Source organism: Streptomyces sp. NPDC127092 (genome assembly GCF_042722475.1).
Lineage (GTDB): Bacteria > Actinomycetota > Actinomycetes > Streptomycetales > Streptomycetaceae > Streptomyces.
The window spans coordinates 29,854-44,910 of sequence record NZ_JBHXFE010000026.1; the positions used below are offsets into that span (position 1 = coordinate 29,854).

General features: G+C 69.2%; 14 protein-coding genes and 1 tRNA gene. 7 read left to right on the forward strand and 8 right to left on the reverse strand.

Going from position 1 to position 15,057, the window contains the following annotated elements:
• Positions 1-97: 97 nt before the first annotated feature.
• The gene (locus tag ACFWJO_RS21840; RefSeq protein WP_384422478.1) at positions 98-433 is read right to left on the reverse strand and encodes a (2Fe-2S)-binding protein; all 336 of its coding nucleotides are present in this window, start codon (positions 431-433) and stop codon (positions 98-100) included.
• Positions 434-754: 321 nt separating this feature from the next.
• Here ACFWJO_RS21840 and ACFWJO_RS21845 point away from each other — a divergent pair, with 321 nt between their 5' ends.
• Positions 755-1,777 carry a helix-turn-helix transcriptional regulator gene (locus ACFWJO_RS21845; protein WP_386867468.1) on the forward strand — a complete coding sequence of 341 codons (1,023 nt, stop codon included), beginning with the start codon at positions 755-757 and terminating at the stop codon, positions 1,775-1,777.
• Positions 1,778-1,847: 70 nt separating this feature from the next.
• On the opposite strand, the gene ACFWJO_RS21850 is transcribed toward ACFWJO_RS21845, so the two are convergent.
• Genes ACFWJO_RS21850 through dnaK form a run of 4 tightly spaced genes read right to left on the reverse strand, consistent with a single transcriptional unit; the run spans position 1,848 to position 5,987 of the window.
• A complete protein-coding gene (locus tag ACFWJO_RS21850) occupies positions 1,848-2,297 on the reverse strand; it encodes a heat shock protein transcriptional repressor HspR (protein WP_384422474.1) in 450 nt (149 codons plus the stop codon).
• 4 nt (positions 2,298-2,301) lie between these two features.
• On the reverse strand, positions 2,302-3,483 hold the full coding sequence (gene dnaJ, locus ACFWJO_RS21855) for a molecular chaperone DnaJ (RefSeq protein WP_384422472.1): 1,182 nt from the start codon (positions 3,481-3,483) through the stop codon (positions 2,302-2,304).
• A gap of 33 nt (positions 3,484-3,516) precedes the next feature.
• On the reverse strand, positions 3,517-4,143 hold the full coding sequence (gene grpE, locus ACFWJO_RS21860; protein WP_386867471.1) for a nucleotide exchange factor GrpE: 627 nt from the start codon (positions 4,141-4,143) through the stop codon (positions 3,517-3,519).
• The gene (dnaK, locus tag ACFWJO_RS21865; protein ID WP_386867473.1) at positions 4,143-5,987 is read right to left on the reverse strand and encodes a molecular chaperone DnaK; all 1,845 of its coding nucleotides are present in this window, start codon (positions 5,985-5,987) and stop codon (positions 4,143-4,145) included. The genes grpE and dnaK overlap by 1 nt, the downstream gene beginning before the upstream one ends.
• Before the next feature lie 228 nt (positions 5,988-6,215).
• On the opposite strand from dnaK, the gene ACFWJO_RS21870 reads away from it, so the two are divergent.
• The gene (locus ACFWJO_RS21870) at positions 6,216-6,857 is read left to right on the forward strand and encodes a sugar transferase (RefSeq protein WP_386867475.1); all 642 of its coding nucleotides are present in this window, start codon (positions 6,216-6,218) and stop codon (positions 6,855-6,857) included.
• A 141-nt stretch (positions 6,858-6,998) separates the two neighbouring features.
• On the forward strand, positions 6,999-9,263 hold the full coding sequence (locus tag ACFWJO_RS21875; protein ID WP_386867476.1) for a (Fe-S)-binding protein: 2,265 nt from the start codon (positions 6,999-7,001) through the stop codon (positions 9,261-9,263).
• A gap of 186 nt (positions 9,264-9,449) precedes the next feature.
• Here the strand turns inward: ACFWJO_RS21875 and ACFWJO_RS21880 are convergent, their stop codons facing one another.
• On the reverse strand, positions 9,450-10,508 hold the full coding sequence (locus ACFWJO_RS21880; RefSeq protein WP_386867478.1) for a hypothetical protein: 1,059 nt from the start codon (positions 10,506-10,508) through the stop codon (positions 9,450-9,452).
• A gap of 284 nt (positions 10,509-10,792) precedes the next feature.
• On the opposite strand from ACFWJO_RS21880, the gene ACFWJO_RS21885 reads away from it, so the two are divergent.
• Positions 10,793-11,662: a Yip1 family protein gene (locus ACFWJO_RS21885; protein WP_386867480.1), complete on the forward strand. Its 870-nt coding sequence runs from the start codon at positions 10,793-10,795 to the stop codon at positions 11,660-11,662.
• A 121-nt stretch (positions 11,663-11,783) separates the two neighbouring features.
• On the opposite strand, the gene ACFWJO_RS21890 is transcribed toward ACFWJO_RS21885, so the two are convergent.
• A complete protein-coding gene (locus tag ACFWJO_RS21890) occupies positions 11,784-12,281 on the reverse strand; it encodes a phosphoribosyltransferase (RefSeq protein WP_352187362.1) in 498 nt (165 codons plus the stop codon).
• 12 nt (positions 12,282-12,293) lie between these two features.
• Positions 12,294-12,869, reverse strand: coding sequence for a dCTP deaminase (gene dcd / locus ACFWJO_RS21895; RefSeq protein ID WP_386867482.1), 576 nt, complete (start codon positions 12,867-12,869; stop codon positions 12,294-12,296).
• Between the two features lie 414 nt (positions 12,870-13,283).
• On the opposite strand from dcd, the gene ACFWJO_RS21900 reads away from it, so the two are divergent.
• The 3 genes from ACFWJO_RS21900 (at position 13,284) to ACFWJO_RS21910 (ending at position 14,989) form a co-directional block, all read left to right on the forward strand.
• Positions 13,284-13,354 (forward strand) — tRNA-Gly (locus tag ACFWJO_RS21900).
• A 60-nt stretch (positions 13,355-13,414) separates the two neighbouring features.
• Complete coding sequence (locus ACFWJO_RS21905) at positions 13,415-14,191, forward strand: NAD(P)H-dependent flavin oxidoreductase (protein WP_386867484.1); 777 nt, start codon at positions 13,415-13,417, stop codon at positions 14,189-14,191.
• A 375-nt stretch (positions 14,192-14,566) separates the two neighbouring features.
• Complete coding sequence (locus tag ACFWJO_RS21910) at positions 14,567-14,989, forward strand: STAS domain-containing protein (protein ID WP_386867486.1); 423 nt, start codon at positions 14,567-14,569, stop codon at positions 14,987-14,989.
• The last annotated feature ends 68 nt before the right edge of the window (positions 14,990-15,057 follow it).

The window sequence follows — 15,057 nt, forward strand, 5'->3', positions numbered from 1 at the left end:
GACGGAAACAAAGAGCGGAGCCATTGCGTTTCAGGTCCGCGATGGCGCCGCTGTGTGGGGGAAGCACCTGAACGATCTACAACGACGGGGGAATCGTTCAGGCACTGCGGGGGGTGGCGGTGATGGTCTCGGTCTCGACCAGCGGGGACTCGACCAGCTGGTGGTCGCGCTGATCCAGATTGACGAAGATCATGCCGTACCTGATGGCACAGCGGACGGGCTGAGGAGCGCCGCGTGGGCGGCGAAGACATCGGTAGGCGCGGACGTCCTCGTCCTGCTCACGAGCGACGACGATCGGCTCTCCGAAGAGGGTCACCATCAACGAGTCACCACGGTGGGGGATGGCCGTGACGAGATCGATGAAGTGCCACCCGGATCGGTAGGCCGAAGCCATCTCCCGGCGGAAGGACCGGTCGTCCGGCGGGACGATCATGCTTCCGAGCCCGCCGGAGCGAACTCCCAGGACGGCTCACCGGGAGATGCGAGGACGACGGTCGCAGGTGTGCTCTCCCACGAGGGCTCATTCGGCTCCGCCACCACGGAATGCGACGGGGGGATCTCCCACGAGGGCTCGCCGTTCAGGGCGAGTGCGCCAAGAGCAGCCGCCGCAACGGCTATGGCGCCAAGTGCACGAACCATCCTGGTCATGGCCGATCTCCACCTCTTTTGATCACTACCTCCCCCCCGCGTCCAAAACGATGGCCCACGATCGCCCCCCACACCAGCCGCGCCGGGCATCATGTTCCTGTAATTCATGACCCTGAGGGGGGTGCAAATGAGGCGAGAATCCTGCGAATCCAGACATAACCACAGTCGCGGTGAACTGTGCGACGTGGCCAAAGAGCTGTACGCACACGCCCTGCGCACGGGTCGCCTCGCCCGCGCCGAAGCCGACGCCGCACCGTGCCTCACCGAACTGGCCCTTCTGCGCCCCGGCCCGGACGACGTCGAGTGGCTGTACCCCGTGCCGCCGTCCGTCGCCCTCAACCAGCTCATACACCCCATCGAGCAGGAGATCCAGACCCGGCGTCAGCATGCCATCGCCCTGGCCGACACGTTCGAGCCGTTCCTGGCGATGAGCACCCGGGAGTCCTCCACCGGCAGCGCGATCACCGTCCTCGAAGGCCTCGGCGCGATCAACGCGACGCTCGACCACGTCATCAGCGCCTGCACGGAAGAGCTGCTCACCATCCAGCCCGGCAGCGGGCGCCGCCCCGACACCCTCGAACAGGCCCTGCGCCGCATGGAACCGCTGCTCGACCGCGGCGTCCGCATGCGCACGCTCTACCAGCACACCGCCCGGCACCACCCCGCGACGCTGGCCTACGTGGAACGCGTGGCCCCCTACGGGCTCGAGCTGCGCACCCTCGAGGAGATCATCGACCGGCTCATCATCGTCGACCGCAAGGTCGCCTTCGTGCCGGCCCGCAGCGACCGCCAGGTCGCGCTCGAACTGCGTCACGAGGGCCTCGTGCAGTACCTCGTCGGCGTCTTCGACCAGTTCTGGCTGCACGCCGTCCCCTGGGACGAGGAAGTGCCCTACACGCCCTCCGTGGACGGCATAGGCGGCGTCCAGCGCTCCATCGCCAAACTCCTCGTCGAGGGCCACGTCGACGAGGCCATCGCCCGCCGCCTCGGCATGAACGTCCGCACCTGCCGCGCCCACATCGCCAAGCTCGCCGCCGCCCTCGGCAGCGGCAGCCGGGCCCAGCTCGGCTATCTCATCGCCCAGTCCGGCATCCTCGAACAGGACCAGGACGACCAGCGCGAGGACTGACCGCGCCGCGGGAACGGCCGAGGCCCCCTCCGCCACGGCGGAGGGGGCCTCGACAGGCAGTCGGGGAGAACTACTCGCCGCGCTTGTGGCCCGGCCGCCACACCACCAGAGCGCTCGCCTGCTGCACATCGGTGTACGGGACCAGGTCACGCCGGTACGAGGCGTGCACCTGGGCCTCGCGCTGGCGCATCGCCGCCGCCGCGCCCTCGACCGCGGTCGACAGCTCGGCCACCCGCGCCTGCAGCGCCGCGACCTGGTTCTCCAGCTCGATGATGCGCTTGATACCGGCCAGGTTGATGCCCTCGTCCTGGGACAGCTGCTGCACCTGACGGAGCAGCTCGATGTCCCGGGCCGAGTAGCGGCGGCCACGGCCCGCCGTACGGTCCGGCGAGACCAGACCGAGACGGTCGTACTGACGCAGCGTCTGCGGGTGCAGACCGGAGAGCTGGGCCGCCACCGAGATGACGTACACCGGGGTCTCGTCGGTCAGCTGGTAGGGATTACGACGGCGGCCTTCCATCTCCTCAAGCTCCCTTCGCGGCCTGGAACAGCTCTGCCCTGGGGTCCTCGCCCGCGGTCGCCTCGCGGAAGGTCTCCAGCGCCTCACGTGCCTTGTCGTCCAGCTCCTTCGGAACCGCGACCTCCACCGTGATCAGCAGGTCGCCGCGGGTTCCGTCCTTGCGGACCGCGCCCTTGCCGCGGGCGCGCATGGTGCGCCCGTTGGGCGTGCCGGCGGGCAGCTTCAGCGTCACCGCCGGGCCGCCCAGGGTGGGCACCTTGATCTCGCCGCCGAGCGCCGCCTCGTCGAACGTGACGGGCACCGTGACGGTGAGGTTGTCGTCCCTGCGGCCGAACACCGGGTGGGCGTCCACGTGCACGACCACGTACAGGTCACCGTTCGGCCCGCCGCGCTCGCCCGGCGCGCCCTTCCCGCGCAGCCGGATCCGCTGGCCGTCGGAGACGCCCGCCGGGATCCGGACCTGCATGGTGCGGGAGGACTTGGCCCGGCCGCTGCCCTTGCAGACCTCGCACGGGTTCTCGGCGATCAGGCCGCGGCCCTTGCAGTCCACGCACGGGTCGGTCAGCGAGAAGCCGCCGCCGCTGCCGCGCGAGACCTGCCCGGTGCCGACACAGGTCGGGCACACCCGCGGCGTGCCGTTCTTGTCGCCGGTGCCCGAACACGCCTTGCACGGCTGCTGGCTGGACATCCGCAGCGGCACGGTCGCGCCCTCGATGGCCTCGGTGAAGCTGAGGGTCACCTCGGACTCGATGTCCTGGCCGCGGCGCGGCTGCGTACGGGTGCCCGCACCGCCCGCGCCCCGGTTGAACAGCCCGCCGAAGACGTCGCCGAGACCGCCGCCGAAGCCACCGGCGCCACCGGCCCCGCCCTGGGCGCCGCCGAAGAGGTCGCCCAGGTCGAAGTTGAACGAGCCGCCCGCACCCGGGCCGCCGGCCCGGAAGCCGCCGTTGCCGAACAGGGCGCGGGCGTCGTCGTACTCCTTGCGCTTCTTGGGGTCGCCGAGGACGTCGTTCGCCTCGGAGATCTCCTTGAAGCGCTCCTCCGCCCTGGTGTCACCCTTGTTGGCGTCCGGATGGTTCTCGCGGGCGAGCTTCCGGTACGCCTTCTTGATCTCGGCGTCGGTGGCGTCCTTGGGGACGCCGAGAACCTTGTAGTAGTCCTTCTCGACGAAGTCCTTCGTACTCATCGACGTCCCTCCTCCCGCGTGCGGGTACGGCTCTTACTCGCTGTCCTTCTCGGAGTCATCCGACTCCTCCGCCTTGCCCTGAGCACCCGGCTGGGGCTCGGCGACCGCCACGCGGGCGGGGCGGATGGTGCGGTCGCCGATCCGGTACCCCGGCTGCAGGATCGCCACGCAGGTCGTCTCGGTGACGTCCGGCGCGTAGCTGTGCATCAGGGCCTCGTGGATCGTCGGGTCGAAGGGCTCGCCCTCCTTGCCGAACTGCTGCAGACCCATCTTGGCGGCGACGGTCTCCAGCGACTCGGCGACCGACTTGAACCCGCCCACGAGCTCGCCGTGGTCCCGGGCCCGGCCGATGTCGTCGAGCACGGGAAGGAGCTCGGTCAGGAGGCCCGCGACGGCGATCTCCTTGACCGTGACCCGGTCCCGCTCCACGCGGCGGCGGTAGTTCTGGTACTCGGCCTGGAGCCGCTGGAGGTCGCCCGTGCGCTCGGTGAGCGCGGTACGGGCTTGGTCCAGCTGCGCCAGCAGGGCTACGTCCGTAGCGTCCCCGGCCGGGGCCGCCCCGTCCGCCTTCGCGGCGGACTCGGCGGCCTCGGTCTCCTCGGGCGTGCCGTCGGCGGGGACGTCGGGCTTCTCCTCGAAGCCCGGGGTCTCCTCCGACATCAGGCCGCGCCACCCTTCGGCTTGTCCTCGTCGACGATCTCGGCGTCCACGACGTCGTCGTCGGCGCCGGCCTGCTGGGCACCCTCGGCGCCGGCGGCGCCCTGGGCGGCCTGCGCGTCGGCGTACATCGCCTGGCCGAGCTTCTGGGAGACGGCGGCGACCTTCTCGGTGGCCGTGCGGATCTCCGCGGTGTCCTCGCCCTTGAGCTTCTCCTTCAGCTCGGCGACCGCGGCCTCGACCTCGGTCTTGACGTCACCGGGGACCTTGTCCTCGTTGTCCTTGAGGAACTTCTCGGTCTGGTAGACGAGCTGCTCGCCCTGGTTGCGGGTCTCGGCGGCCTCGCGACGGCGGTGGTCCTCCTCCGCGTACTGCTCGGCCTCCTCGCGCATCCGGTTGACCTCGTCCTTCGGCAGCGAGGAGCCGCCGGTGACGGTCATCTTCTGCTCCTTGCCCGTGCCCAGGTCCTTCGCGGTCACGTGCATGATGCCGTTGGCGTCGATGTCGAAGGCGACCTCGATCTGCGGGACGCCGCGCGGGGCCGGCGGGAGGCCGGTCAGCTCGAACATGCCGAGCTTCTTGTTGTACGCCGCGATCTCGCGCTCGCCCTGGTAGACCTGGATCTGCACGGACGGCTGGTTGTCCTCGGCCGTCGTGAAGATCTCGGAGCGCTTGGTCGGGATCGTGGTGTTGCGCTCGATCAGCTTGGTCATGATGCCGCCCTTGGTCTCGATGCCGAGGGACAGCGGGGTGACGTCGAGGAGCAGGACGTCCTTGACCTCGCCCTTGAGGACACCGGCCTGCAGGGCGGCGCCGATGGCGACGACCTCGTCCGGGTTCACGCCCTTGTTGGCCTCGTTGCCGCCGGTCAGCTCCTTGACGAGCTCGGCGACGGCCGGCATGCGGGTCGAGCCGCCGACGAGGACCACGTGGTCGATCTCGGACAGCTGGATGCCGGCGTCCTTGATGACGTTGTGGAACGGGGTCTTGCAGCGCTCCAGGAGGTCCGCGGTCAGCTGCTGGAACTGGGCGCGGGTGAGCTTCTCGTCCAGGTGCAGCGGGCCCTCGGCGGAGGCCGTGATGTAGGGCAGGTTGATCGTGGTCTCCGTGGAGGAGGACAGCTCGATCTTGGCCTTCTCGGCCGCCTCGCGCAGACGCTGCAGCGCCATCTTGTCCTTGGACAGGTCGACGCCGTGCCCGTTGGCGAACTGCTTCACCAGGTAGTCGACGACGCGCTGGTCCCAGTCGTCACCACCGAGGTGGTTGTCACCGTTGGTGGCCTTCACCTCGACGACGCCGTCGCCGATCTCCAGGAGGGACACGTCGAAGGTGCCGCCACCGAGGTCGAAGACGAGGATGGTCTGGTCGTCCTTGTCGAGGCCGTACGCCAGGGCGGCGGCGGTCGGCTCGTTGACGATGCGCAGGACGTTGAGGCCCGCGATCTCGCCGGCCTCCTTGGTGGCCTGGCGCTCGGAGTCGTTGAAGTACGCCGGGACGGTGATGACCGCGTCGGTCACCTTCTCGCCCAGGTAGGCCTCGGCGTCGCGCTTCAGCTTCTGGAGGATGAAGGCGGAGATCTGCTGCGGGTTGAAGTTCTTCCCGTCGAGCTCGATCTTCCAGTCGGTGCCCATGTGGCGCTTCACGGACCGGATGGTCCGGTCGACGTTGGTGACCGCCTGACGCTTGGCGACCTCGCCGACGAGCACCTCGCCGTTCTTCGCGAAGGCGACGACGGACGGCGTGGTCCTGGCGCCCTCGGCGTTGGTGATGACGGTGGGCTCGCCGCCTTCCAGAACGCTGACGACGGAGTTAGTCGTGCCCAGGTCGATGCCGACCGCACGTGCCATTTCGATTCCTCCAGCTGACTGACTTGAGTGGAACTGACTCAAGGATGCACGAGCCCCGGACGGGAGTCAACAGACCTGAGTGGAGCCGACTCAACTCTTCGCCGGGCCGGGCACTCAATGGAGGGCCGCCAGGCGACGGCCACCAGGGCGCGTCGCTTCCCTTCACCGCGACTCCTCCGTGAGAGAGTCCGGACATATCCGATGATTCTCGCCGGAAGGTGCTCGCGCATGACGGGGACGGGGATGACGGGGGCGAAGGGGAGGCGCCTCTTCACGGCGGGGCGGCCCTTCACGGCGGGGCGGCCCTTCACGGCGGGGCGTGGCGTGGCGGCAGGGCGCGGCGCGACAACAGGGCGCACCTTCACGGTGAAGCGTGCCTTCGACGTGGTGGGCGGGCTCGCGCTCCTGGTCCTGCTCTCCCCGCTGCTCGCCGGCGTCGCCCTCTCGCTCGTCCTGGCCAACGGAAGCACCCGGGGGATCCTGCGCCGCCGCCCGGTCGCGGGCCGGGGCGGCCGGACCTTCACGATGCTGACCTTCCGCACGAAGAGCCCGCTCGCGAACCTGCCCCTCCTGGTGCACGTCGTACAGGGCCGGATGTCACTCGTGGGACCGTGCCCGTTGGCGCCCGGCCACCGGGAGTCCACCGGCGACGGACGGCGCCGGCTGTCCGTACGACCGGGGGTCACCGGCCTGTGGCAGATCAGCGGACGTTCGGAGCTGCCCTGGGAGGAGCGTGAGCTGCTCGATCTCCACTATGTGGACCATCACTGGCTCGGCATGGATCTGGCGATTCTGGCGCGTACGCTTCCAGCAGTCCGTAAACGTCGCGCGGCAGGCCGGACACCGGTTCCTGCGGCACGGGCCGCCTGAGTCACGGCAAGGGTTGCCTGAGCGACACAGATCACCGTGAGCTCCGCTACATCGCGGGCCCGCGAACCGGTAATCTCGGCACGGACTCAATAAGTTACCGCTTAGTAGGCCCGAAGCAGAGGCCCGCTCGAGGAGCCCGTCATGCAACTCGCCGCGATCATCGTGTCGATCGTCATCACGGTGGTGGCCGTCGCGCTGTTCGGCCGCGCCATCGCGCAGATCTACCGCTTCGTGCGGCTCGGCCAGCCCGTGCCCGCGGGTACCCGCACCGGAGACCCCAAGCAGCGCACCATCACGCTGGTCAAGGAGTTCCTCGGCCACACCCGGATGAACCGCTGGGGCGTCGTCGGCGTGGCGCACTGGTTCGTGGCGGTCGGCTTCTTCTCGCTGCTGCTCACGATCGTGAACGCCTTCGGCCAGCTCTTCCAGGCCGACTGGCTGATCCCGATCATCGGTGACTGGCTGCCGTACGAGATCTTCACCGAGTTCCTCGGCCTGATGACCGTCCTCGGCATCGTCACGCTCATCGTGATCCGCCAGCTCAGCAAGCCGACCAAGGCCGGCCGCAAGTCCCGCTTCGCGGGCTCCAAGACGGGCCAGGCCTACTTCGTCGAGGCCGTCATCCTCATCGTCGGCGTCTGCATCATGACGCTGCGCGCGCTCGAGGGCGTCCAGCACCACGTGACGAGCTGGGAGCCGGGCTTCTTCGCCTCGTACCCGCTGATCGCGCTGCTCGACGGCGCCGACCTGAGCACGATCCAGAACCTCACGTACTTCTTCGCGGCGCTGAAGATCGTCACGTCCTTCACCTGGATGATCACGGTCTCGCTCAACACCAACATGGGTGTCGCCTGGCACCGCTTCCTCGGCTTCCCGAACATCTGGTTCAAGCGCAACGCCGACGGCTCCACCGCCCTCGGCCCGCTGCAGCCGATGACCTCCGGCGGCAAGCCGATCGACTTCGAGGACCCGGGCGAGGACGACGTCTACGGCGTCTCCCAGGTCGAGCAGTTCTCCTGGAAGGGCATCCTCGACTTCTCCACCTGCACCGAGTGCGGCCGCTGCCAGTCGCAGTGCCCCGCCTGGAACACCGGAAAGCCGCTCTCCCCGAAGCTCCTCATCATGTCGCTGCGCGACCACGCGCACGCCAAGGCCCCGTACCTGCTGGCCGGCGGCGGCAAGACCATGGAGGGCGACGAGAAGGCCACCGAGGAGCAGCTGAAGGACGTCCCGGCCGCCGCCCTCGCCGAGGCCGAGCGCCCGCTGATCGGCACCGCCGAGGAGAACGGCGTCATCGACCCGGACGTCCTGTGGTCCTGCACCACCTGCGGCGCCTGCGTCGAGCAGTGCCCGGTCGACATCGAGCACATCGACCACATCGTCGACATGCGCCGCTACCAGGTCATGATCGAGTCCGCCTTCCCGTCCGAGGCCGGCACGATGCTGAAGAACCTGGAGAAGAAGGGCAACCCCTGGGGCCTGGCCAAGAAGCAGCGCGTCGAGTGGACCAAGGAGGTCGACTTCGAGGTCCCGATCGTCGGCAAGGACGTCGAGGACCTCACCGAGGTCGACTACCTCTACTGGGTCGGCTGCGCCGGCGCCCTCGAGGACCGCGCCAAGAAGACCACGAAGGCCTTCGCCGAACTCCTCCACATCGCGGGCGTCAAGTTCGCGATCATGGGCGGCGAGGAGAAGTGCACGGGTGACTCCCCGCGCCGTCTGGGCAACGAGCCGCTGTTCCAGCAGCTCGGCCAGGAGAACGTCGCGATGCTGAACATGGCGTTCGGCGAGGACGACGAGGACGAGTCGACGAAGAAGCCGAAGTCGGCGAAGAAGATCGTCTCGACCTGCCCGCACTGCTTCAACACCATCGCCAACGAGTACCCGCAGCTCGGCGGCGAGTACGAGGTCATCCACCACACCCAGCTGCTCCAGCACCTCATCGACGAGGGCAAGCTGATCCCGGTGACCCCGGTGGAGGGCCTCATCACCTACCACGACCCGTGCTACCTGGGCCGGCACAACAAGGTCTACACGCCCCCGCGCGAGATCATGTCCGCCGTCCCCGGCCTGCGCCAGCAGGAGATGCACCGCCACAAGGAGCGCGGCTTCTGCTGCGGCGCTGGTGGTGCCCGGATGTGGATGGAGGAGCGGATCGGCAAGCGCATCAACACCGAGCGCGTCGACGAGGCCCTGTCCCTGAACCCGGACATCGTCTCCACCGCCTGCCCGTTCTGCCTCGTCATGCTGACCGACTCGGTCAACGGCAAGAAGAACGACGGCAAGGCGAAGGAGAGCCTGCAGGTCGTGGACGTGGCCCAGCTGCTGCTCGACTCGGTGAAGACGCCGCTCGAGCCGGAGGCCCCGGAGACGGCCGACGAGCCGGAGCCGGAGCCGGCGGCGTAAGCGCCGCTCGTATGTGACGGAAGGCCGGAAGGGCCGGAGGGGCCTGTAGGGCCGGAAGTGCCTGTAGGGCCGGAAGTGCCTGTAGGGCCGGAGGGGCCGCCCCGCGTGATCGCGGGGCGGCCCTTTTCCGTGGGTCGTGGGTCGTGGGTCGTGGGCTGCGTGGCTCCTGGGCCTGGGGGCTTGTGGTCAGTTCTGCTGACCACGCCGGTGGTAGAGGGCGAAGCCGAGACCGGCGGCACCGAGGGCGGCCATGCCGCCGCCCGCGCCGATGAGGGCGGCCTCGTGGCTGTCGTCGGAGACGGGCGCGACGCCCTCGGCCCCGGCCTTCACGGCGCCCTTGGGGACGGTGCCGCGCGGCACGACGACGGTGCTCTTCTTCTGAGCCGTGTAGGTGCGCACGAGCTTGCCGTGGAAGTCGTACACCCAGCTGTTGCCGCCCTGCTTCGGGGTGTCGACGACGACGAAGCGGTAGACGCCCTTGCCCTGCGGGACGAGCTTGTACGTCCAGCCCTTGTGGCTGAGGGTCTGGTTCTTGAGGGTGAGGGAACCGAAGCGGAGCTCGACGCGCGGGCCCTTCTTGTAGAGCTTGGCCACCTCGCCGTTGGGCAGCGTGACACGGGCGTCGGCCTGGTGCGGCGCGGGCTTGGGCTTGGGGGTGGGCTTCGGCGTGGGCTTGGGGGTCGGCTTCGGCTTCGGGGTGGGCTTCGGGTCCGGGGTCGGGACCTTGTCCATCCAGGAGCGGACGGTGCCGTCGGGGTTCAGGACGATGTGCAGGCCGTTGTTCTGGCCGTACGCGGGCTGCCCGGAGGTGGTGAGGGTGTCCAGCAGCGTGCCGCCGGCCCAGATCTCGGCCTGGTAGTCGTTCGGCGTGGTCATGTAGACCTTGGCGACGGAGCCGTCGGCGAGCTTGTACGACTGGACGAAGATCCGCCCGACGACGGGCTCGGAGGTGTCCTGCCGATCACCCTGGTCCTGCCCCTGGTTCTCGTCCTGCCCCTGGTTCTCGTCCTGCCCCTGGTTCTGGTCCTGCCCGGGGTTCTGGTTCTGGTCCTGCCCCGGGTTCTGGTTCTGGTCCTGCCCCTGCTTCTCGTCCTGGGTCCGGTCCTGGATCCGGCCCTGCGTCTGCCCCTGGTCCGCCGGCGCCGGGTTGTCGTCGGCGAAGGCGGCGGCGGCCGGGAGGGTGAGGGCGGCGATGGTGCCGGTGGCGATGGCTGCGGTACGGAGGGTCCGACGGGCAATTCGCATGGGAAAGCTCCTTTTGCCTGACTTGTTCGGCGACAAATCCAAGGTAGGAGCCCCATGTGTGCGCATTCCGTAGGATTTGTAACAGACGCCACAAACCTGTGCGGCGGCCATGTAACCCCTCAGGCCCCCGCAGGCCCCTCAGCCCCCTCAGGTCCCCCGCAGGCCCCCTCTCGCCCCCCTCAAGTCCCCCTTACGCCCCCTCAAGTCCCCTAGGGGATGTCACAGCTCTGCCGCACTCTCCGCCGATGGCGCGAGCGCACGGCGGGACCGGGTACGTTCATGACGTGGCTGGATTCAGGAACGGACGCGGCCGGGCCGGCGGCCCCCCGCAACAACAACCGCAGCAGCAGGCGCCGTACGGGTACAACGCGCCGCCGCCGTCGTACCCGCAGCAGTACCCGCCGCAGCAGCAGTGGGCGCAGCACCAGGGCGGCCAGGCGCCGTACGGCGAGCCCGAGTACTTCGGCGACCCGCACGCGCCGCAGCAGCAGCACCCGCAGCAGCACTACGCCGCGAACAACCCGGGCCACACCCAGGCCTTCAGCGTCCACGACGACCCGTACGGCCAGGGCGCGACGTACCAGGCCGGCGCCGCCCCCGTCGTCCCGACGGGCCCGCGGCTGCCGTGGAAGGGCCTCCTGAGCGGCATCGTGCTGCGCCCGGCGGACACCTTCCTGCGGATGCGGGACCACGCGGTGTGGGGCCCGGCGCTGATCGTCACGTTCCTCTACGGACTCCTGGCGATCTTCGGCTTCGACCAGGCGCGCGAAGAGGCGATCAACGCGACGCTGACCACGGCGATCCCGTACGTCCTGATGACCGGCCTCGGCTTCGTCGTCGGCGGACTGATCCTGGGCGCGGTGACGCACACCCTGGCCCGCCAGCTGGGCGGCGACGGCTCCTGGCAGCCGACGGTGGGCCTCTCCATGCTGATCATGTCGATCACGGACGCGCCGCGCCTCGTCTTCGCCCTCTTCCTGGGCGGCGAGAACGGCCTGGTCCAGGTGATCGGCTGGGCGACCTGGCTGGCGGCCGGCGCGCTGTTCACGCTGATGGTGAGCCGCTCCCACGACCTGCCGTGGCCGAAGGCGCTGGGCGCGTCGGCGATCCAGCTGGTGGCGCTGCTGAGCCTGATCAAACTGGGCACGCTCTAACGGCCCACCGGTACGACCGGCGACCGGCGACCGGCGACCGGCGACCGGACATACGGAAAGCCCCCACCACAAGGGCGGGGGCTTTTCGTATGTCCGGAGGCGGGATGTCCGGAGGCGGGTCTCAGGCGTCGAGGACCTGACCCTCGCGCCGCACGACGGGCGGCTCGACGGACCAGGGGAAGTTGATCCACTCGTCCGTCTTCTTCCACACGTACTCGCACTTCACGAGGGAGTGCGACTTCTCGTAGATGACGGCGGAGCGGACCTCGGCGACGTGGTCGACGCAGAAGTCGTGGACGAGCTTGAGGGTCTTGCCGGTGTCGGCGACGTCGTCGGCGATCAGGACCTTCTTGTCGGAGAAGTCGATCGCGTTCGGCACCGGCGCCAGCATGACCGGCATCTCCAGGGTGGTGCCGACGCCGGTGTAGAACTCCACGTTCACGAGGTGGATGTTCTTGCAGTCCAGGGCGTAGGCCAGCCCGCCGGCCACGAACACGCCGCCCCGGGCGATCGAGAGCACGATGTCGGGCTCGTAGCCGTCGTCGGCGATGGTCTGGGCGAGCTCGCGGATCGCGCGCCCGAAGCCCTCGTACGTCAGGTTCTCGCGTACGTCACTCATGCGGCTACCGCCTCACACCTGGGTCCGATGGAAGTTCATGTACGAGCGGGAGGCGGTCGGCCCCCGCTGCCCCTGGTACCGCGAGCCGTACCGCTCGCTGCCGTACGGGTGCTCGGCGGGCGAGCTGAGCCGGAACATGCACAGCTGGCCGATCTTCATCCCCGGCCAGAGCTTGATCGGCAGGGTGGCGAGGTTCGACAGCTCGAGGGTCACGTGCCCGGAGAACCCGGGGTCGATGAACCCGGCGGTGGAGTGGGTGACAAGCCCGAGCCGCCCGAGGGAGCTCTTCCCCTCGAGGCGTGAGGCGATGTCGTCCGGCAGCGTGATGACCTCGTAGGTCGAGGCGAGCACGAACTCGCCCGGGTGCAGGATGAACGCCTCGTCGCCCTCCGGCTCGACCTCGCGCGTCAGGTCGAGCTGCTCGACGGCGGGGTCGATGTGCGGGTAGCGGTGGTTCTCGAACACCCGGAAGAAGCGGTCAAGCCGCACGTCGATGCTCGAGGGCTGCAGCATGGATTCGTCGTACGGGTCGATGCGCACCCGCCCGGCATCGATCTCGGCCCGGATGTCCTTGTCTGAGAGAAGCACGGTCCCACGATACGCAGAGGGCGCGGAGCTCCCCCAATCGGGAGACTCCACGCCCTTTCCCTCGTCAGCGCCGCTCAAGCTCCACGGGCACCGCGTGCCGCAGCCGCGCGCAGCGCGGGCACCGGATCAGCCGCGCGGGCCCGATCCGCCCGGCACCGAGCTGGGCGAGCGGAAACGAAGCAGTACTGAACACGTGCCCCTCGGCACAACGGACGACGGTGCGCTCCATCGAACCCATCAAGTCCCTTCCCCGACAAGTGGTGGACGAGACAGCCACATTAGGGGATCAGCACCCGCTCCCCGGGGAGGGCACTCCGACCACTCCTCGACCGCACTCCCTCCGAGGGGCGCTTCGCCTCGCGTGCCGGATGGGGTACAGTGTGCAACGATGCCGCATCGATCTTCGGCGGCACTGCGGATGTAGTTTAATGGTAGAACATGAGCTTCCCAAGCTTATAGCGCGGGTTCGATTCCCGTCATCCGCTCGTGAACGAAGGCCCAGGTCAGCGACCTGGGCCTTCGTCGTTGTCTAGACCTCCTTAAGCGTGTTGCACCACCTCTGCACCACCCAGGCCTTTCTCCGGCTGCCGGCGGCCCTGTCGCGAGCCAGCCGCACCATCCGGTCAAGCCCGCCTGCCACCTCCTTCTGCCGCTCGGGTACCGATGTCCTCGTGGCGCAGGGCACCGAGGCCGGTGGCCACACCGGGACGATGGGCCTGCTGCCGTTCCTGGCCGGGATCGTGAGGCGTTATCCCGATGTTCCGGTACTGGCTGCAGGGGGCATTGCCGACGGCCGAACACTCGCGGCCGTCCTCACCGCCGGTGCGGACGGCGCCTGGCTGGGCACGGCGTTTCTCGCCACGCCTGAGGCGGTCGAGGTACACGACGTCCACAAGCGCCTGATCGTCGAGAGTGATGGCAGCGACACCGTATGGACGCGGACCTACGACATCGTGTCGGGGCTGCCCTGGCCGGCGAACATCGGCGCACGCGTCCGCCGTAATCGGTTCACCGACGAGTGGTCAGGACGTGAAGCAACGTTGCGGGACCGCAAAGAGGAATTCGCGCCCGCGCAAGACATCAACCCTTTCGAGGCCCCACCCGACCCCGACACGAGCCAGATCCCCTACGGTCAGTCGGCGTCCTTCGTCGACGCCGTCCGCCCCGCCGCGGACTGGTCCGGACCATCAGTGACGAGGCCGAGGCAATCCTGGCCTCGCGGCCTCGGTCCCTGCTGCGCTGACCGAGAGTGTCGCGCGCACAGCAGGTGGACAGTCTCCGTGCCCAGGCTCGGGCGAGTCCTCAACAGTCACGCCCACTAAGTGAGCCGGTCACGGATCGCGTCGGCCTCGGCGAACTCCTCGCTGCGTGGAGCCGGTCGCGCTCCTTCACGAGTTCGTCGACGGCGGCGTCGCTCTGGGCGGAGCCGGGGATGCCGAAGGTTCCGAAGAGGTTGTTCACGTCAACCGCAGGGTGGCCGGACCGGCCGGCTCCTCCATGCGGGTTCTGCTCGCGGATGTGCTGGAACAGGACGGCGAGGGCACCGGGGGTTCGGATACCGCGGTCACGTCACCGGCGCCCGCATGCCCCGCCGGGGTGGAATCCTTCCCTCGTACCGGGGATCGGTGCTGGTCACATGGGGTGAAAGGGCCTCGTGACTCGTACCCCCGCCCCGGGCGGGCGGAGTTGGTGGGGATGTGAGTACCTCAACCACCGCCCCGATACTGCCGGCGCCTCTCGCCACCCCTGCCCATCCCGTCGTGCACGACTCGGGCGCGGACACCGCGCCCGGCGTCATAGTCATCGACTCCTGCACCAGCCTCGGCGGCACTCTGGTCGTCCACCTCGCCGGGGAGATCGACCACTACAGCGCCGCACCGCTGCGGGCACTGTTGGCCTCAGCCGCCGACGACGGCTACACCGGCCTCGTACTGGACACCTCGCGGGTCTCCTTCTGCGACTCCGGCCTCCTGGCCACCCTCGACTGGTGGCCCCGGCACGGACGCCGCCTCAGGCTCGCGAACCGCTCCCCGGCCGTTCAGCGCCTCCTGAACGCGGCGGCCGCAGCAGCCCGGCCACCGGGTCGGCCGGGCCGGCTCACCCACGGCAGCGTGTCATGACGGTCAGGCTCCTGGCCTGTGGCCCCCGGTCTCCTCGCATACCGGCCGCCCAGGGAAGAGCGGCATCG

Coding starts and splice junctions, on each gene's coding strand:
- ACFWJO_RS21840 (WP_384422478.1), bottom strand. CDS start 433: ATGATCGTCCCGCCGGACGACCGGTCCTTCCGCCGGGAGATGGCTTCG.
- ACFWJO_RS21845 (WP_386867468.1), top strand. CDS start 755: ATGACCCTGAGGGGGGTGCAAATGAGGCGAGAATCCTGCGAATCCAGA.
- ACFWJO_RS21850 (WP_384422474.1), bottom strand. CDS start 2,297: ATGGAAGGCCGCCGTCGTAATCCCTACCAGCTGACCGACGAGACCCCG.
- dnaJ (WP_384422472.1), bottom strand. CDS start 3,483: ATGAGTACGAAGGACTTCGTCGAGAAGGACTACTACAAGGTTCTCGGC.
- grpE (WP_386867471.1), bottom strand. CDS start 4,143: ATGTCGGAGGAGACCCCGGGCTTCGAGGAGAAGCCCGACGTCCCCGCC.
- dnaK (WP_386867473.1), bottom strand. CDS start 5,987: ATGGCACGTGCGGTCGGCATCGACCTGGGCACGACTAACTCCGTCGTC.
- ACFWJO_RS21870 (WP_386867475.1), top strand. CDS start 6,216: ATGACGGGGACGGGGATGACGGGGGCGAAGGGGAGGCGCCTCTTCACG.
- ACFWJO_RS21875 (WP_386867476.1), top strand. CDS start 6,999: ATGCAACTCGCCGCGATCATCGTGTCGATCGTCATCACGGTGGTGGCC.
- ACFWJO_RS21880 (WP_386867478.1), bottom strand. CDS start 10,508: ATGCGAATTGCCCGTCGGACCCTCCGTACCGCAGCCATCGCCACCGGC.
- ACFWJO_RS21890 (WP_352187362.1), bottom strand. CDS start 12,281: ATGAGTGACGTACGCGAGAACCTGACGTACGAGGGCTTCGGGCGCGCG.